The following is a 17,898-nucleotide window of genomic DNA, read 5'->3' on the forward strand; positions in this document are numbered from 1 at the left end:
TCCAGGCCTTTTTTGTTGGAAGGGCCGAGCCGCAATCGCCGGGTTTTCGCATAATCGGCCGGATGTCTCTGTCCCGGATCCTGCCGCCATCACCCGCTGCCGCCAAATCTCGCGGCCTGCTGTTCTGGACCCTCTGCACGCTGCTGGTGTTCTATGCCATCTATCCCGCGGCCAACTGGCTCGCTGCCCAGCGCGCCGAGCGCCATGACTTCGTCACGCCCTGGGATGCGCTGATTCCGTTGGTGCCCGAGTTCATCTGGGTGTATTTCTCGTTCTTCGTTTTCATCGCGCTGCCCGTGTGGCTGCTGGACAAAAGCGCTATCGATGCCTTGGGCCGGCGCCAGGTGCTGGCCACCATCCTCTGCGGGCTGGTGTTTGCCTTCTTTCCGGCCAATCTGGGGTTCGAGCGCGTGATACCCGAGGACCAGCCCTATCGCAGCATCTTCACGCTGATGTTTGCGGTGGACAGACCCCACAATCTGCTGCCTTCGCTGCACATCGTCTACACCCTGGCCACGGGCTGGGCCGTGGTCGCCAGCCAGTGGCGACTCGGGCGGCGCGGCCTGAGCCTGCTGATCGCTCTCTGGGGGCTGGCGATCTGCGCTTCCACCATGCTGGTGCACCAGCATCACATCCTCGACGTGGTGACGGCCGCCTTGCTGGTGGCCTTGCTGGCAGTGTTGATCCGGCCCGCCGCAGCGGCCGCGCCAATCCCGTCCGCAGCGGCCGGGATTTTGTGATTTATGCGCAGGCGTTTGCCTGCCCGCATTTATCCGGCGTCGTATCAGGCTCGCATGCAGGCTTCTTGAAAGACGTGGCCTGCCTATCTTTTCTGAGAATGTGCTGCTGGCAGGCTCGCACAAAACATGCAGACAACCCCGAGATGCCGCAGTTAAGCTGCGTGATACCGGTTTAAACCCTAGTATGCGCTTTTGATCTGATAACGGAGCCCTCGGCCGCTGGCTGCAAGGCTCTCTGGGGTATGCATGCAGTGGCTAAAAACCAAAACCATTGAGCAGGCGCTGGCCGATTCGGACGAGCCGGGCCGCCAACTTCAACGCAGCCTGGGCGCGTTCGACCTGATGATTCTCGGCGTGGCCGTGGCCGTGGGCGCCGGCATTTTCTCGGTGGGCGCGCGCGCGGCGGGCAGCTTTGCGGGACCGGCCGTGATTTTCTCCTTCATCCTGGCCGCCGCCACCTGCGCCGTGGCCACCATGTGCTATGCAGAGTTCGCCTCCAGCGTGCCGGTCACGGGCAGCGCCTACACCTATACCTATCTGACCATGGGCGAGGGCGTGGCCTGGATCATCGGCTGGAATCTGCTGCTGGAGATGATTGCGGCCGGCGCGGTGATCGCCAAGTACTGGGGCATCTACCTGTCCACGGTGTTTGCCACGGCAGGCATCGACATTCCCAGCACCTTGCATCTGGGGGCCATCAGCCTGGAGTGGGGGCCGTTCTTCATCGTGGCGGTGTTCACCGGGCTGCTGATTCTGGGCACGCAGGAGTCTGCCCGGGTCAACAATGTGTTCACCCTGATCAAGATTGCCATCACCCTGTTCGTGATCGTGGTGGGCTTCACCTATATGGACGTGAAGAACTTCACGCCCTTTGTGCCGCCGGCCCAGCCGCCCGTGGTGGGCCATGGCGTGACCGGCGATGTCTGGGGCCAGCCCATGCTGGCCTGGCTGTTCGGCGCCCGCCCCAGCCAATACGGCTGGCTGGGCGTGATCTCCGGCGCCTCGCTGGTGTTCTTTGCCTTCATAGGCTTCGACGTGGTCGCCACCTCGGCCGAAGAGGTCAAGGACCCGCAAAAAACGCTGCCGCGCGGCATCTTCGGCGGCCTGGCCCTGGTGACCCTGCTCTACATCCTGGTCACGTTGGCGCTGACCGGCATGGTGCCCTATGCCGAGCTGGCCAAGGCCGAGAACCCCTCGCTGGCCACGGCCTTCATCAACGTGGGTGCCAACTGGGCGGCCCAGGTGATTGCCGTGGGCGTGCTGCTGGGCCTGACCACCGTGGTCATGGTGTTGCTCATGGGCTCGGCCCGGATCCTCATGGCTTTGTCGCGGGACGGCCTGCTGCCGCGCAGCTGGAGCGTGACCTCGGCCAAGCGCAAGACGCCGGTGCGCCTGCAACTGATGGTGGGTGCCGTCATCGCGGCCCTGGCGGGCTTTACCAAGGTGGAGCTGCTGGAGGAGATGATCAATATCGGCACGCTGTCGGCCTTTGTGCTGGTGAGCCTAGGGATTCTGGTCATGCGCAAAAAGCGCCCCGATCTGCCGCGCGGCTACCGCGTGCCGCTGGTGCCGCTGCTGCCTCTGCTGTCCGCTCTGCTGTGCACCTATCTGGCCCTGAATCTGACCACGCTGACCTGGGCTCGCTTCATGATCTGGATGGCGATAGGCCTGGTCATCTATCTGGTCTATGGCATGCGCCATTCACGGCTGGCGCAGCAGCGCTGAGATGCTCCTGATATGAAAGCATTCAGCGCCTGCTGCAAAAGGATTTCAGAGGAATCGATCTCTGAAAAGTAGATGCAGCAGGCGCTGGCTGCTATCAAATTGAATGCCCTGCACGGCAATGCCGGCAGGGCATTTTTCTGTCTCGATTTTTGCTGGCGCATCTTTGCGTACAGTGGGCCCATGTCTCACACACTTCCCTCCGCCGACGGCCAGGACCGCTGCTTCTGGTGCCATGGCTCGCCGCTGTATGTGCACTACCACGACCATGAATGGGGCTTTCCGGTCGCCGAGGACCGGCGGCTGTTCGAGAAGCTCAGCCTCGAGGGCTTTCAGTCGGGCCTGAGCTGGTACACCATTCTGGCCAAGCGCGAGAACTTCCGCGCCGCGTTTGCCAACTTCGACTTTGACCGCGTGGCGCAGTTTGGCGCCGCCGATGTAGAGCGCCTGGTGCAGGACGCCGGCATCGTGCGCCACCGCGGCAAGATCGAGGCCGTGATCAACAACGCGCGGCGCGCGCAGGAGATGGTGGCGCAGGAAGGATCGCTGGCAGCCTTCTTCTGGCGCCACATGCCGCCGAGCCCATCCACAGGTGCCGTCGTGCCGGCGCAGACGGCCGAGTCGCAGGCCCTGTCCAAGGAGCTGAAAAAGCGCGGCTGGAAGTTCGTCGGCCCCACCACGGTCTATGCCTTCATGCAGGCCATGGGCCTGGTCAACGACCATGCCCCGGGCTGCGTGACGCGCGCCGAGGTGGAGAAGGCGCGGGCCGTGTTCCAGCGGCCCGGGGCCTAGAGCTTTACCAGCTGGCCCGGCGCGCTGGCCAGCACCTTCATGGAGGCATCGGTGCTGGCCGTGAACTGGCGGCTGGTGATGCTGCTCACATAGACCCAGTCGGCCCGGCAGGCATCGGCCGTGGCCGTCACGACCATGTAGCCGCGGCGCGAGGTGTCGCAGTATTTGAGCGGCTTGATGAGCTGCTGCAGCGCGCCGGCCAGCATGGCGGGGTTTTCCTTGGGCAGATATTCCTCGAAGCCCGGCGAGCTGACGGACGAAGTCGCGAACTCCACGCCCACGGCGTTGCCGTTCATGTCCTGCAGCTCGTTGGCCCAGGCGTTGTGCGTGTCGCCGGCCAGCACCACCAGCTTCTTGCCGAGCTGGCGCGCCATGCCCAGCACGGTCTCGCGCGCGGCCTGGTAGCCGTCCCAGGCATCGAGGTTGTAGGGAATCGAGGGCTGGGCCAGTATGGCCTGCTCCGCGGGAGTGAGCGTGGCCGCAGCGCTCTGCGCCTTGGCGGCCAGGGCCGCGTATTGCGACACCGAAACGCCCGCGCCCGGCTGCATGGTCTCCATGAGTATGGGCGCGGGAATGTTCATGCGGCCCATCAACACCTGCTGGCCCAGCAGCTGCCAAGTGGCGCTGGAGGCGGCCATCTGCTGCTGCAGCCACTGCGTCTGGGTCTGGCCCATGAGCTGGCGCGCGGGGTTGGTCACGGCGGCTGTGAAGCCCGCGGCATCGAAGCCGCCGGCCTGCATGAAGTCCGCATAGTCGAGCTGCTTGTCGCGCCCGATGATGCGCGTGTCCAGCATGTGCAGCGCCATCAGGTCGCCGAAGGCAAAGCTGCGGTAGATCAGCTCGGGCGCAGCGGTGCGCGTGGGCATCCACTCGTGGTAGGCCTGCATGGCTGCGGCCTTGCGCTTGGCGAAGTCGCCTTCCTCGGGCTGATGGTTCTCGGCGCCTGCGCTCCAGGTGTCGTTGGCGAACTCGTGGTCGTCCCAGACCGCGATCATGGGCGCGACGGCGTGCAGGGCCTGCAGATCGGGGTCGCTTTTGTACTGCGCGTGGCGCTGGCGGTAGTCGGCCAGCGAGAGGATCTCGCCCGCGGGTTGCACCAGCCGGCCCATGGCCGCCGCATTGCCAGAGGCATAGCCGCCGCGCCCGTATTCATAGATGTAGTCGCCCAGGTGCACGGTGGCGTCCAGGTCGTTGCGCCTTGCGGCATCGGCATAGACGTTGAAATAGCCGGCCGGGTAGTTGGCACAGGAGAACACGGCCAGCTTGACCTGGGCCACCGAGCCCGTGGGCAGCGTGCGCGTGCGCGCCACGGGCGAGGTGACGCCATAGGCGCGGAAACGGAAGTGGTAGGCCGTGGCAGGCTTGAGGCCTGTGGCATCGACCTTGAGCGTGAAGTCTTGGGCCGCCGTGGCGCGGGCCTCGCCGCGCGCCACGATGGAGGCGAAAGCCGCGTCGCCGGCCAGCTCCCATTGCACGGGGATATCGGCCTCGTGGCCGGTCGGTGGCGTCACGCGCGTCCACAGCATCACGCGGTCGGCCAGCGGGTCGCCGCTGGCCACGCCATGGGCAAAGCTCACCTCCGGCTCGCTGCCGCCGCCGCAGGCCGCAAGCGGCAGCGTGGCCATGGCGCCGGCACCCAAGGCCAGCTGGCGCACAAAGCGGCGTCGGCCGTCGTCACTGGGTGCGGCATCGCGAAAAAGATTGTGCAGCGGATGCGGGGAGGCACGGTCGGTCATGGAACTTCTCCTGCTAACAAATCCGCGAGCGTCGCAAGCCTGCATGACGCTGCCGTGAAAGCCCCAACTCGTCCGTCGCGTTCAAGCCATCGCCGCATCAGCGCTGCGCGCTATCAAAAACAAAAGCCCCGCGGGCACGAGGCCGCGGGGCTTTTGGAGGGAGAGAGGCGGATTACAGTGTCTTGAACACTTCGCGCGCCGCTTCTATGGTGCGGTCGATATCGGCTTCCGTGTGGGCCGCGCTCACAAAGCCGGCCTCGTACAGCGCGGGCGCGAAGTAGTGGCCGCGCTCCAGCATGCCGTGATAGAACTGGTTGAAGACCTTACCGTCGGTCTTCATGACTTCGGCATAGGTCTTGGGCAGCTCGGGCAGGAAATAGAAGCCGAACAGGCCGCCCTGCCAGTCAACGCTGAAAGGAATGCCCGCGGCATTGGCTTCGGCCTTCAGGCCTTGCATCAGATGGCCGGTCTTCAGGTGCAGATCGGCATGGAAGCCGGGGCGGCTGATGAGCTCCAGCGTCTTCAGGCCGCAGGCCGTGGCAATCGGGTTGCCCGACAGCGTGCCGGCCTGGTAGACCGGGCCCAACGGCGAGAGCTTTTCCATGATCTCGCGGCGCGCGCCGAAGGCCGCCATGGGCATGCCGCCGCCGATCACCTTGCCCATCACCGTGATGTCGGGCGCAAAGCCTTCAATGTCCTTGGCGTACACGCTTTGCGCACCGCCCAGGGCCACGCGGAAACCCGTCATCACCTCGTCGTAGATCATCAGCGCGCCGTGCTCGCGGGTCAGCTCGCGGATGCGGCGCGTGAACTCCACCGTGGCGCGCACAAAGTTCATATTGCCGGCGATGGGTTCCATGATCACGCAGGCGATCTCGCTGCCGATCTTGGCAAAAGCCTCCTCGAGCTGGGCCACGTCATTGTACTCGAGCACGATGGTGTCCTTGGCCACATCGGCGGGCACGCCGGCCGAGGAGGAGGCGCCGAAGGTCGCCAGGCCCGATCCGGCCTTGACCAGCAGCGCATCGGCATGGCCGTGGTAGCAGCCGTTGAACTTGATGATCTTGTTGCGGCCCGTGAAGCCGCGCGCCAGGCGCAGCGCGCTCATGCCGGCCTCGGTGCCGGAGCTGACCATGCGCACCATGTCCATGCTGGGCATGAGCTCGCGGATCTTCTCGGCCAGCACCACTTCGCGCTCGGTGGGGGCGCCGTAGCTGAAGCCTTCGAGCACGGCGGCCTGCACGGCGGCCACCACTTCGGGGTGGCCGTGGCCCAGGATCATCGGGCCCCAGGAGCCGATGTAGTCGGTGAACTGCTGCTGGTTCTGGTCCCAGAAATAGGCGCCCTGGGCGCGCTGCACAAAGCGGGGCGTGCCGCCGACGGCAGCGAAAGCGCGCACGGGGGAATTCACGCCGCCGGGGATCACGCTCTTGGCGCGTTCGAACAGGGCAATATTCAGATCAGTGTTTTGTGTCATGAGAGGGCATCACAAAGCCTTCTATAGGCTTGGTCTCGGTTTCATCGTCGGAAGACTGGTCCTCGGCGCCATCGTCTTCTTCGTCCTCGGTGGGCTGGGCCCAGAACAGGCGGTCGGGCACATAGTGGCCCATGCCGGGCCGAAAGCCCGCATCCAGGCTGTGGTCCAGGTATTCGAGCGCTTCCAGCGTGGCCGTGCCCAGGTCGTTGCCCGTGGCCAGCAGGGCCGTGAGCGCCGCGGACAGGGTGTCGCCGGCACCGGTGAAGGTGGCGTCAAACATCTCGTACTTGCTGTTGCCCAGCACGGTCTGGGCCGTGGTCAGCACATTGTCCACAAACTGGTCGGGCAGGGGGATGCCCGTCACCAGCACATAGGGCACTTCCAGCGCTTCGGCGGCCATGGCGATGTCGCGCGCCGTGGGCGGGCGGCTGTGCTCCCAGTCGGGCAGCAGCCAGCGCCACAGGGTATTGTGGTTTCCAACCAACACCGAGGTTTGAGGCAACACAAGCTCTTTGAAGGCGTCCAGATACTGGTCCAGCCGGTCTTCCTCCCACCAGGACAGGTCGGGCATGTAGCTGACGATGGGGATGTCCGGATAGTCGGAAGATATCTCGGCGATGGCCACCAGATTGTCCGGGCTGCCCGCAAAGCCCACCTTGATGGCCGCGACCGGAATGTCCTCCAGTACGGAGCGGGCCTGCTCGGTGACGGCCTCGTCGTCGAGGGCAAAGTGTTCGTAGACACGGGCCGTGTCGCGCGCATAGGCGCCGCAGGCCACGGGCAGAGCATGGCCGCCCACCGAGGAAATGGTGGCGATGTCGGCGGACAGGCCGCCGGCTCCGCAGGGGTCGCTGCTGTTGAAGATCAGCACGCAGACCGGGGCCGATTCGGCATCCGGCTCTTGGCTGACGGAACGGGTGGCGTGAGGTGTATTGGGGTTCAGTGCCATGGCGCACCCCAGTTTGCACCCGGGAATGCAAGGGTGAGGGCCGGGGTTGTGACTAGATACAATCGTTGCATTCTATGTGAAGCCCCTTTAAGCTGTGACTGACCCTAAAACCTGGATGTGTTTGACCTGTGGCTGGCTCTATAACGAGGAGCAAGGCAGCCCGGAGCATGGAATCGCGCCAAACACCCGTTGGGAAGACGTGCCCATGAACTGGACCTGTCCGGAATGCGGTGCGCGCAAAGAAGATTTCGAGATGGTGGAAATCTGAGTGCACAAGCCGCTCGTTCCAATAAAGAGAGACCTGGGAGGAATTTCACCGTGACAGCATCCAGTGCGCCCCTGCGGGTTCTGGTGGTGGATGACAGCAACACCATCCGCCGCAGCGCTGAAATCTTTCTCAAGCAAGGCGGCTACGAAGTGCTGCTGGCCGACGATGGCTTCGATGCCTTGTCCAAGGTCAACGACTATCAGCCGCAGCTCATTTTCTGCGACATTCTGATGCCCAAGCTCGATGGCTATCAGACCTGCGCCATCATCAAGCGCAATGCGCGCTTTGCGAGCACGCCCGTGGTGATGCTGTCCTCCAAGGACGGCGTTTTCGACAAGGCGCGCGGCCGCATGGTGGGCTGCCAGGACTATCTGACCAAACCGTTTACCAAAGATCAACTGCTGCAGGCCGTGGAACAGTTCGGCAAGCAGGCTGCAGGTGTGGGAGCTGCATGATGGCAATTCAAAAAGTACTGATCGTGGACGATTCCAAGACGGAGCTGATGTTTCTGAGCGATCTGCTGCAAAAGCAGGGCTTGCAGGTGCGCACGGCAGAGAACGGCGAGGAAGCCATGCTGCGCCTGGCCGAAGACAAGCCGGACCTGATCCTGATGGACGTGGTCATGCCCGGCCAGAACGGCTTTCAGCTGACCCGTGCGATTTCGCGCGATCCTCAGTACGCCAACGTGCCCATCATCATGTGCACCAGCAAGAATCAGGAGACGGACCGCGTCTGGGGCATGCGCCAGGGCGCGCGCGCCTACATCACCAAGCCCGTGGACGCGGCCGAGTTGCAGGCCAAGATCGCGGCTCTGTAAAGGCGGCGCTGCCCATGGCGAACCGCGAAGCCCTCCGAGATCTCCAATCCCGCCTGGCCGGGCGCCTGCAGGCAGCGCGCAGCGAAGGCGTCAGCGTGGCCGCCTGGCTGGCTGTGCAGGCCGGCGGCCACGACTATCTGCTGCCGCTGAATCAGTCGGGAGAAATTTTTCCCTGGACCGGCGTGCAGCCCGTCCCCTATACGCAGCCCTGGTTTCTGGGCATCGCCAATCTGCGCGGTGCCTTGATGGGGGTGGTGGATATCGCACAGCTGCTGGGCCACGGCAATGTGCGCAGCGAGCAGGAGCTGTCCGAGTGCAGCCTGCTGGCCTTCAATTCGGCACTCGAAGTCAATGCCGCCCTGCTGGTGGACCGCCTGCTGGGGCTGCGCGCCACCGATGCCTTCACCCGCACTGAGCCTGCGGCCGAAGGTGCTCCTGGTTTCTATGGCGCCATCCATGTGGATGGCACAGGCCGCCGCTGGCAGGAGTTGCAGCTGCAGCGCCTGTCGCAAACCGCCAAGTTTTTGAGCATTCGTGCTTGAGGTTTCTGGATACAGCGCTATGTCTTTTGCACAGAGAATTAACCAGTGGTTCCAACGCAAGCCCGTGGCCGCAGCGGTCAGCGACGATAACGGCATGGGCGATACCGTCGTGCAGGATATGTATGACGGCGCGCTCAACAGTGTTCAGGGCGCGCCCTCCCTCATCGACCTGGAGACGGCGAACCGCACGGACGAGCTGATCAGCCTGCCTCTGCTGGGCAAGGCCACGGTGGCCAAGCACCAGCGCACGCTGTTCACCCTGCTCGGCGGCTCGGTGCTGGCGCTGGTGATTCTGGCGGCCTGGATGCTGCGCGAGGCCAGCAACTCCAACCAGCAACTGGCAGCCACCGGCCAGGCTCTGATGCAGTCGCAGCGTCTGGCCAAGTCGGTATCCCAGGCCATGACGGGCGCAGCCGCGGCCTTCGGCGATGTGAAGGACAGCTCGGGCGTGCTGGCGCGCAATGTGCGCGCCCTGGCCGCAGGCGATTCGGATCTGGGCGTGAAGGCGGTCAGCGACGGTCTGCAGCCCCAGGTGGAAGGCATCAACACGCTGATGGAGCGCGCCGAGAAAAGCTCCGGTCTCATCATGGGTCAGCAGAAGATTCTGACCCAGGTGGGCGACGCTCTGCGCACCATCAACCGCCAGTCTTCGGACCTGCTGGAAACCGCGGAAACCATCTCCTCGCTCAAGCTGCAGCAAGGTGCGGGCGCTGCCGAAATCGCGGCCGCTGGCCAGCTGGTGATGTTGACCCAGCGTATCGGCAAGTCGGCCAACGAATTCCAGACCCTGGAAGGCGTGAGCCCCGAGGCCGTGTTCCTGCTGGGCAAGGACTTGAACTCCTTCAAGGAAATTGCCGAAGGTCTGCTGAACGGCAGCAGCGAGCTGCGCCTGCCTGCGGCACGCGACGCCCAGGTGCGCGAACAGCTGCAGGCGCTGATCAAGCAGTACGACGACACGCGCACCCAGGCCAGCGCCATTCTGGGCAATCTTCAGGGCCTGGTGTCGGCCCGTGAGGCCCAGACGGCCATCAATAACGACAGCGAACCGCTGCGCCGTCAGCTGGAGCAGCTGCAGTCCGAACTCCAGGGCGTGGGCGGTGCCAATCCCTGGCAGCTGGTCGCTCTGGCCCTGTCCGTGCTGGTGGCCCTGCTGTGCGGCGTGGGCATTTCCCGCGTGCAGCTGATGGACAGCCGCACGCGCCAGCAGGAAGCCGAACGTCACCAGGTGGATGCGCGTCTGCAGGAGCAGGAAGCCAAGCGCATCAACGACGCCAACCAGGCCGCCATTCTGCGTCTGATGAACGAGCTGCAGTCCGTGGCTGAAGGCGATCTGACCCAGGAAGCCACCGTGACCGAAGACATCACGGGCGCCATCGCCGACTCGGTGAACTACACGGTGGAAGAGCTGCGCGTGCTGGTGGGCTCGGTGCAGAACACGGTAACCCGCGTGGCCCAGACCACGGAGCAGGTGGATGCGACTTCGACGGAGCTGCTGGCCGCATCGAACGAGCAGTTGCACGAGATCCGCGAAACCGGCAAGTCGATTCTGGACATGGCCGGCCGTATCAACAACGTGTCCGCACAGGCGCAGGAATCGGCCCTGGTGGCGCGTCAGTCGCTGCAGGCCGCGGACTCGGGCCTGAAGGCCGTGCAGAACGCCATCGGCGGCATGAACTCGATCCGCGACCAGATCCAGGATACCTCCAAGCGCATCAAGCGCCTGGGCGAGTCGTCCCAGGAGATCGGTGAAATCACGGAACTGATTTCGGACATTACCGAGCAGACCAACGTGCTGGCTCTGAACGCCGCCATCCAGGCCGCCTCGGCCGGTGAAGCCGGTCGCGGCTTCTCGGTGGTGGCCGAAGAAGTGCAGCGTCTGGCCGAACGCTCGGCAGATGCCACGCGCCAGATTGCGGCCCTGGTGAAAGCCATTCAGACCGATACCCAGGACGCCGTGGCCGCCATGGAGCGCTCCACCCAGGGTGTGGTGGAGGGCGCGCGCCTGTCCGACTCCGCGGGTACCGCACTCTCTGAAATCGATAGCGTGTCGCGTCGACTGGCCGAGCTGATCGAGCAGATTTCGAGCTCCACCTCGCGCGAGGCCAATCTGGCCAACGGCGTGGCGGAAAACATCCAGCACATTTTTGCCGTGACCGAGCAGACCGGAGAAGGTACGCGCACCACGGCCCAGCAGGTGCGTGAGCTCTCCCACATGGCCGAAGAGCTGCGCCAGTCGGTGTCGCGTTTCAAGATTGCGTGATAAAGATCGCCCCCTGAGCCGCTGCGCGGCTTTTCCTGTCTCGCGAGGCGGGAGGGGAACGACGCCTTCGGCCGGGCGCCCCCGCTGCGAGGCGGTTCTTGCTTGGCATCCATCGCCTGGGGAGTGCTGCGCGCATGGCAGCATGGATAACTGATACGGACTCTTAAAGGGTTAAGGAAATTGAGCATGTCAGTGGTTGACGACTCGCCAACACGTGCAGCCCTATCTGCACCCACCGAGCAGGACCTGGGCCCCTTGGCCTGGGTGCTCGATGAAGTGCGCAAATCGCTGGAAGCGGCGACCAAGGCCGTGGGCCGCTTTGTGCGGGATGCGGATGCGGCCCGCCTGTCCGACCTGGAGACCTTGGATACTTCCGCTCTGCGCATTGCGCGCCAGCAGCTGCACCAGGCCTGCGGCGCGCTGGAGATGGTGGGAATCACGGCACCGGCCCAGGTGCTGCGCAGCATGGAAGCCGCGGTGAACCGCTTTGTGCAGCGTCCCGAGTACTGCACCCAGGAAGCGGCCTCCACCCTGGAGCGCACGCATTTTGCGCTGATGGAATATCTGGAAGCCGTGCTAGCCGGCAAGCAGGTCTCTGCGGTGGCGCTGTTTCCCCAGTATCGCGATACCCAGGCCTTGGCCGGCATCGACAAGGTGCATCCGGCCGATCTCTGGCCTGCCGAGCGCCGCGCCCGCGAGCCGCGCTGGGTCGGTTCGCTGCCCGAGCCCCTGGCCTATGGCCCGCAGGCGCGCGCCATGCTGGACGGCGTGGTGCTGCGCATGGTCAAGAGCGATGACCGCGAAGCCGCGGCCCAGATGCGCGAGCTGTGCCTGCGCTTCGCGGCCGGCCAGCCGGAGGACGTGGCCGCGCGCAGCTTTTGGAAGATTGCCGCGGCCTTCTTCGAAGGCCTGGCGCGCGGACTGATCACGGCCGACATCTATGTCAAGCGCATGGCTTCGCGCGTGCTCATGCAGTACGCCTCCATGGCCAAGGGCGACAGCCTGCCGCCCGCGCGTCTGCTGCAGGACCTGATGTTCTTCTGCGCCCAGGCCAGGCCGCGCGAGCAGGCCGGCGAAGCGCTGCGTGCGGTGCAGGATGCCTATGCCATGCACACCATGCCGCTGGTGGACTACCACGTGGCGCGCTTTGGCCGTTACGACCCATCGGTGCTGGTGCAGGCGCGCAAGCGCATTGCCACGGCCGCCGAGACCTGGTCCGCCGTGGCCGGCGGCGATCGCAGCAAGATACGTTCCATGGTCGAGCAGTTCGGTCAGGTGGCCGAATCGCTGGTCAAGCTCCAGCCGGCCAGCCATGGCCTGGCCCGCGCGCTGATCCGCGTGGCCGAGACCGTGGACCGCATCGGCGAGCCGCCCCCGGCCGAGCTGGCCATGGAAGTGGCCACGGCAGTGCTGTATCTGCAAGCCAGCTTCATGACCGGCGGGCATGAGGAGGAGGTGCAGGCGGCCCAGTCCAGCGTGCTGGTCCAGCGCCTGGATGCGGCCCTGCATGGCGCGCCGTCAGAGCCGCTCGAATCCTGGATGGAGGAGCTGTACCGCTCGGCCAGCGACCAGCAGACCATGGGCTCTGTGGTGGGCGAGCTGCGCGTGACCCTGGGCGAGGTCGAGAAGCATCTGGACCAGTACTTCCGCAATCCCATCGACGCCGCCGTGCTGGCCCCGGTGCCGGGCCAGATGGCGCAGATGCGCGGCGTGCTCATGGTGCTGGGCTTCGATCAGGCCGCCGTGGCGATGCAGCGCATGCGCGATACCGTCGAGCATCTGATCCTCGGCGAGGTGATGGAAGAAAACCGTCCCCGCATCTTCGAGAAACTGGGCAGCAGCCTGGGCGCCATGGGCTTTCTCATCGACATGCTCAGCTACCAGCGCAATATGGCGCGCAAGCTGTTCGTCTACGACGAGGAAAAGGACGAGCTGCGCCTGGTCATGGGCCACAGCCGCGTGCGCGGCGCCGAGGCCTTCCGCCCCACCGTGGACATTCCTACCGACGCCCCGGCCGCGAAAGCGCCAGTTGCTGCGCCGCCCGTCGCACAGCCCCAAGCCGCCCCCCAGGCTGCGCCGCAGCAGCCTGCCGAGCCGCCGGCCACGCCCGAACCCGCTGCTTCCCTGAGTCTGGACCCTGTGGCCGAGCTGCCCGCGGCGTTCACTTCTCTTGACGAAGAGTCGCCCCCCTGGGCCCAGACGGTGCCCGCCAGTCTCGAGGATCTGCTTCCCGCGCCTGCCGAGCCGGCTGCTGCCGGGGGGACGGCTCTGGCCGAGGCCATGGCCCAGGTGTTTGCCGACATGCAGACCGGCCAGCCCGCGGCCGAACCCGCTGCTCCCGCCCAGGGCCTGGATTTTGCTCTGGACTTCGCCGTGCCTGCAGCGTCGCCGGCCGAGCCGTCTGCGCTGCCCGACCCCGTGGCCGTGCCGCTGGAACTCGAGGCCCAGGAACTCGATGGCGACGACGAGCTGCTGTCCATCTTCCTTGAGGAAGCGCGTGAGGTGGTGAGCAACGGTCTGCAGGCCTTACGGACCCTGGCCGAAGAACCGGTCAACCTCAGCGAACAGACCACGCTGCGCCGCGCTTTCCACACGCTCAAGGGCAGCTCGCGCATGGTGGGGCTGGACGAATTTGGCGAAGCCGGATGGGCCATGGAACAGATGCTCAATGCCTGGCTGGCCGAGCAGCAGGCCATGCCCGAGCCCATGCAGGCTCTGGCCCGGGAGGCACTCCAGGCCTTCGGCACCTGGGCCGGGGATCTGGAAGCCCATCAGGCCCAGAACTGGTCGGCAACGCCATTCCGTGCGGCCGCGGATGCCATGCGTCTGCAGGGCGAACGCGCCGAAGTGGCCCTGGTGCCGCGCCGCGGCGCGCGTACCGACGCTTCGTCGGAAATCCCGTCCGAGCCGCACGGCGAACCGCAGCTGCCGGCCGATCTCCCGGTGGCCGAACCGGCCGCCGAGCTGTCGTCCGAGACGCCTGCCGAAGCCCGGTCCGAGCCCGAGCTTGAAACCGTTGCAGAGCCGGTTGCGCTTGATCTGCCGGACCTGGACTGGCCGCAGGATCTCGCAGCGCCGCAGCCCGAGGCCGAGGTACAGCCGCCGGCAGACTTCGCCATGCCGGCACTGGAGTTCCCGCAGGAGCCCGAGCCGCTGGAGCCACCGCTTGCCGCGGCCGCCGAAGAGGTCCAGGAGCTGGACTTTGCGGCCTTCGAGGCCGCCATGCGCGACAGCGAGCAGGCAACGCTGGAGACCGGCACGGAGGCCGAGGCCAGCGCAGCGCCGGCGGCCGACCACGAGCTGCAAAACGCTGCCGGGTTCGCCGCCTCCGAGGAGTCCGTCCAGACCCCGGCTCTGGCCGAGTTGCCCGAAGCGAGCAGCGACGACGGCTACAAGATCATCGACGGCCTGCGCATCAGTGCGCCGCTGTACAACGTCTATCTGAATGAGGCCGACGAATGGTCGGCCAAGCTGGACGGCGTGCTGCAGCAGTGGCGGCAGGAGCCGAGCGGCCCGATCCCGGATGGCGCGATCGCGCTCTCGCATTCGCTGGCCGGCAGCTCGGGCACCGTGGGCTTCAAGGCCCTGTCCGACCTGGCCCGCCTGCTCGAGCATGCGCTGCTGCATCTGCAACCCCAGGGCTGGGCCGACGAGGAACAGATCCGCCAGAGCCTCGAGGCCTCAGACGAAATCCGCCGGCTGCTGCACCAGTTTGCGGCAGGCTTTCTCAAGACGCCGCTGGCCAGCGTGGAAGAGGCGCTGCGCGCCATTCTGGACACGGAAATCGTCGCTGCCGAACAGCCCGAGCCGACGCCCGACGAGGCGCTGCTGGCCCCCGATACCGTCTGGCCGGCCGTGGAACTATCGGAGCAGCCCGTCGACCCCAAGGATCTGCCGCTGGACTTCGGCGCCGAAGCCGCACACGAGCAGCCCGAACCACTGCCTGCCGAGGCCGAGCCGGCCGTCCAGCCCCTGGTTTCGCCCGAACCTTCGGCCGATCAGCTGCTCGAGGCCGCCGAGCCTGCGGCATTGCAGGCGCCGTACTCGCTGCTGCCGGCCAGCAGCCTGGCCCAGGAGGCCGAGCTGCAGCGCCGCATCGACGAAGCGATTGCGCTGGCCGTGCATGCGGACGGCGACGAGGACGATATCGATGTGCTGGACCAGGTCGATCCCGATCTGTTCCCCATCTTCGAGGAAGAGGCCATAGAGCTGCTGCCCAAGCTGGGCGCCGCGCTGCGCCGCTGGCATGGCCGGCCCGCGCTGGACGAGGCGCGCAGCGAGGTTCTGCGGGCCTTGCACACGCTCAAGGGCAGTGCGCGTCTGGCCGGAGCCATGCGCATGGGCGAAATGGCCCACCGGCTGGAGTCGGCCGTGGAGCGCGTGGACCAGGAAAAGCCCACGGCCGAAGGCATAGAGCCCCTGCTGGGCAGCTTTGACGCGCTGCAAGCCAGCTTCGACGTGCTGCGCATGGCGGGCGAGCAGCAGCCCGAGCAGCCGCTGGCGCAGCTCGAAGACGGCCTGGCCCAGGCGCCGCTGCATCTGACGGCCGCCGCGGCCGAGGATTCGACAGCGGCCGCAAGCACCGCGGCCCAGGCCGAGGATGCGGCGATCACGGCGCCGGTTCTGGCACCGGCGCCGGTGCAGCCGCGCGCCTCGTCGCAGCAGACGGTGCGCGTGCGTGCCCAACTGCTGGACCGCCTGATCTCGCAGACCGGCGAGGTGCTGATTTCCCGCTCGCGCGTGGATTCGCGCGTGGCCCAGGCGCGCAGCGCCCTGAACGATCTGACGGGCAATCTCGAACGCCTGCGTGCCCAGCTGCGCGATATCGAGGTGCAGGCCGAAAGCCAGATGCAGTCGCGCCTGGCCCTGTCCAAGGACACGGCCGCGGGCTTCGATCCGCTGGAGTTCGACCGCTTCACGCGGGTGCAGGAGCTCACGCGCATGATGGCCGAGTCGGTCAACGACGTGGCCACGGTGCAGCGCAATCTGCAGCGCGATCTGGCTGCGGCCGAAGACGATCTGGTGGCCCAGGGCCGTCAGGCGCGCGATCTGCAGCGCGACCTGCTGCGCACGCGCATGGTGGAGTTCGACTCCTTTGCCGAACGCCTGTACGCCGTGGTGCGCCAGACCTCCAAGGAGATGGGCAAGCAGGTGCGCCTGAACATTCTGGGCGGCACCATCGAAATGGACCGCGGCATGCTCGAGCGCATGATGCCGGCCTTCGAGCACCTGCTGCGTAACTGCGTGGCCCACGGCATCGAGTCGCCCGAGCAGCGCCAGGCGCTGGGCAAGCCCGTGATCGGCACCATCGAGATCATCCTGAGCCAGGAGCGCAACGACGTGGCGCTGTCGGTGGAGGATGACGGCGCGGGCCTGAGCCTGGAGCGCATTCGCGCCAAGGCCGTCGGCCTCAAGCTCTGGCCGCAAGACCAGGCCATGGGCATGGAGGATGCGGGCCGCCTGATCTTCGAGCCGGGCTTCAGCACTGCCACCGAGGTGACGGGCGTGGCCGGGCGCGGCATAGGCATGGACGTGGTGCGCTCCGAAGTGAACGCGCTGGGCGGCCGCATCGAAACCCATTCCGAGGAGGGCCGCGGCAGCGCCTTCCGCCTGGTGCTGCCGCTGACCACGGCCGTGACCCAGGTGGTGATGCTGCGCATGGGCTCCATCTCCATGGGCGTGCCCGCCAATCTGGTGGAAATCGTGCGCCGCGTGCCGGTGGAGACGCTGGAATCCGCATACCGCGCGCAGGAGTTCCATGACGGCAGCGAAGTCATGCCCTTCTACTGGGCGGGTGCGCTGTGGCAGGCCTCGCTGCGCAGCGACGAGAACCTGGGCCGCACGCGTCCCGTGGTCATCGTGCGCAGTGCCTCGCAGCGCGTGGCCCTGCATGTGGATGAAGTGCTGGGCAACCAGGAAGTGGTGATCAAGAACCTGGGCTCGCAGCTCTCGCGCCTGCCGGGCCTGACCGGCATGTCCGTGCTGCCCTCGGGCGCCGTGGTGCAGATCTACAACCCCGTGGCTCTGGCCAACGTCTATGGCGACAGCGTGCGCGCCATGCTGGCCCAGGCCGAGCAGGACCTGGCCGAAGGCGCGCAGGCGGCGCAGGCCGCGGGCAGCGGCCTGCTGGGCGCCGACGGCGCGCAGACCACGGTGCCCCTGGTGCTGGTGGTGGACGACTCCATCACCGTGCGCCGCGTCACCCAGCGCCTGCTGCAGCGCGAAGGCTACCGCGTGGCCCTGGCCGCCGACGGGCTGCAGGCCATGGAGCGCCTGCAGGACGAGCGCCCGACCATTGTGCTGTCGGACATCGAAATGCCGCGCATGGACGGCTTCGATCTGCTGCGCAATATCCGCGCCGACCACCAGCTCGCAGGCCTGCCCGTGATCATGATCACCTCGCGCATTGCCCAGAAGCACCGCGAAATGGCCAGGGAGCTGGGCGCCAACCACTATCTGGGCAAGCCTTACTCGGACGAGGAGCTGCTGGGCCTGATCCAGCACTATGCGCTGCAGCGCAGCGGCCCTGCGCCCGAGAGCAACCCTCTGAGCGGCCCCGCGGCCGACGAACCGGCGGTGGCTGCCGAGTAAGCGC

The 17,898-nt window shown here is 66.2% G+C and carries 12 protein-coding genes; 9 read left to right on the forward strand and 3 right to left on the reverse strand.

Annotated elements, in window-relative coordinates; genetic code table 11:
• Positions 1-62: 62 nt before the first annotated feature.
• From AB6724_RS10905 to AB6724_RS10915, 3 genes are all read left to right on the forward strand, one after another.
• Positions 63-740: a phosphatase PAP2 family protein gene (locus tag AB6724_RS10905; protein WP_369338546.1), complete on the forward strand. Its 678-nt coding sequence runs from the start codon at positions 63-65 to the stop codon at positions 738-740.
• Between the two features lie 246 nt (positions 741-986).
• Positions 987-2,465 (forward strand): amino acid permease, encoded by a 1,479-nt coding sequence (locus AB6724_RS10910; RefSeq protein ID WP_369338547.1) that lies wholly within the window; start codon positions 987-989, stop codon positions 2,463-2,465.
• 180 nt (positions 2,466-2,645) lie between these two features.
• Positions 2,646-3,254, forward strand: coding sequence for a DNA-3-methyladenine glycosylase I (locus tag AB6724_RS10915; protein WP_369338548.1), 609 nt, complete (start codon positions 2,646-2,648; stop codon positions 3,252-3,254).
• Here the strand turns inward: AB6724_RS10915 and AB6724_RS10920 are convergent.
• From AB6724_RS10920 to thiD, 3 genes are all read right to left on the reverse strand, one after another.
• A complete protein-coding gene (locus AB6724_RS10920) occupies positions 3,251-4,990 on the reverse strand; it encodes an alkaline phosphatase D family protein (protein ID WP_369338549.1) in 1,740 nt (579 codons plus the stop codon). The two genes, AB6724_RS10915 and AB6724_RS10920, sit on opposite strands and share 4 nt — an antisense overlap.
• Positions 4,991-5,162: 172 nt before the next feature.
• Complete coding sequence (gene hemL / locus AB6724_RS10925) at positions 5,163-6,467, reverse strand: glutamate-1-semialdehyde 2,1-aminomutase (protein WP_369338550.1); 1,305 nt, start codon at positions 6,465-6,467, stop codon at positions 5,163-5,165.
• On the reverse strand, positions 6,451-7,416 hold the full coding sequence (gene thiD, locus AB6724_RS10930; protein WP_369338551.1) for a bifunctional hydroxymethylpyrimidine kinase/phosphomethylpyrimidine kinase: 966 nt from the start codon (positions 7,414-7,416) through the stop codon (positions 6,451-6,453). The genes hemL and thiD overlap by 17 nt, the downstream gene beginning before the upstream one ends.
• Before the next feature lie 115 nt (positions 7,417-7,531).
• Here thiD and AB6724_RS10935 point away from each other — a divergent pair, with 115 nt between their 5' ends.
• The 6 genes from AB6724_RS10935 to AB6724_RS10960 all read left to right on the forward strand — a co-directional run bounded on the left by AB6724_RS10935 (position 7,532) and on the right by AB6724_RS10960 (position 17,894).
• Positions 7,532-7,684 (forward strand): rubredoxin, encoded by a 153-nt coding sequence (locus tag AB6724_RS10935; RefSeq protein ID WP_369338616.1) that lies wholly within the window; start codon positions 7,532-7,534, stop codon positions 7,682-7,684.
• 50 nt (positions 7,685-7,734) lie between these two features.
• Complete coding sequence (locus AB6724_RS10940) at positions 7,735-8,139, forward strand: response regulator (RefSeq protein WP_369338552.1); 405 nt, start codon at positions 7,735-7,737, stop codon at positions 8,137-8,139.
• The gene (locus AB6724_RS10945; RefSeq protein ID WP_369338553.1) at positions 8,139-8,501 is read left to right on the forward strand and encodes a response regulator; all 363 of its coding nucleotides are present in this window, start codon (positions 8,139-8,141) and stop codon (positions 8,499-8,501) included. Before AB6724_RS10940 ends, AB6724_RS10945 begins: the two co-directional genes overlap by 1 nt.
• A 14-nt stretch (positions 8,502-8,515) precedes the next feature.
• Positions 8,516-9,043 carry a chemotaxis protein CheW gene (locus AB6724_RS10950; RefSeq protein ID WP_369338554.1) on the forward strand — a complete coding sequence of 176 codons (528 nt, stop codon included), beginning with the start codon at positions 8,516-8,518 and terminating at the stop codon, positions 9,041-9,043.
• Between the two features lie 19 nt (positions 9,044-9,062).
• Positions 9,063-11,303, forward strand: coding sequence for a methyl-accepting chemotaxis protein (locus AB6724_RS10955; protein ID WP_369338555.1), 2,241 nt, complete (start codon positions 9,063-9,065; stop codon positions 11,301-11,303).
• Positions 11,304-11,489: 186 nt separating this feature from the next.
• On the forward strand, positions 11,490-17,894 hold the full coding sequence (locus AB6724_RS10960; protein ID WP_369338556.1) for a hybrid sensor histidine kinase/response regulator: 6,405 nt from the start codon (positions 11,490-11,492) through the stop codon (positions 17,892-17,894).
• Positions 17,895-17,898 lie beyond the last annotated feature (4 nt).

This window comes from Comamonas guangdongensis (assembly GCF_041079535.1).
GTDB classification, from domain to species: domain Bacteria; phylum Pseudomonadota; class Gammaproteobacteria; order Burkholderiales; family Burkholderiaceae_C; genus Comamonas; species Comamonas guangdongensis.

What these genes read in the sequence shown, in the direction of transcription:
- AB6724_RS10950 (WP_369338554.1), top strand. Translation starts at nt 8,516, where the DNA reads ATGGCGAACCGCGAAGCCCTCCGAGATCTCCAATCCCGCCTGGCCGGG.
- AB6724_RS10945 (WP_369338553.1), top strand. Translation starts at nt 8,139, where the DNA reads ATGGCAATTCAAAAAGTACTGATCGTGGACGATTCCAAGACGGAGCTG.
- AB6724_RS10935 (WP_369338616.1), top strand. Translation starts at nt 7,532, where the DNA reads ATGTGTTTGACCTGTGGCTGGCTCTATAACGAGGAGCAAGGCAGCCCG.
- hemL (WP_369338550.1), bottom strand. Translation starts at nt 6,467, where the DNA reads ATGACACAAAACACTGATCTGAATATTGCCCTGTTCGAACGCGCCAAG.
- AB6724_RS10915 (WP_369338548.1), top strand. Translation starts at nt 2,646, where the DNA reads ATGTCTCACACACTTCCCTCCGCCGACGGCCAGGACCGCTGCTTCTGG.
- AB6724_RS10905 (WP_369338546.1), top strand. Translation starts at nt 63, where the DNA reads ATGTCTCTGTCCCGGATCCTGCCGCCATCACCCGCTGCCGCCAAATCT.
- AB6724_RS10920 (WP_369338549.1), bottom strand. Translation starts at nt 4,990, where the DNA reads ATGACCGACCGTGCCTCCCCGCATCCGCTGCACAATCTTTTTCGCGAT.
- thiD (WP_369338551.1), bottom strand. Translation starts at nt 7,416, where the DNA reads ATGGCACTGAACCCCAATACACCTCACGCCACCCGTTCCGTCAGCCAA.
- AB6724_RS10960 (WP_369338556.1), top strand. Translation starts at nt 11,490, where the DNA reads ATGTCAGTGGTTGACGACTCGCCAACACGTGCAGCCCTATCTGCACCC.
- AB6724_RS10910 (WP_369338547.1), top strand. Translation starts at nt 987, where the DNA reads ATGCAGTGGCTAAAAACCAAAACCATTGAGCAGGCGCTGGCCGATTCG.
- AB6724_RS10955 (WP_369338555.1), top strand. Translation starts at nt 9,063, where the DNA reads ATGTCTTTTGCACAGAGAATTAACCAGTGGTTCCAACGCAAGCCCGTG.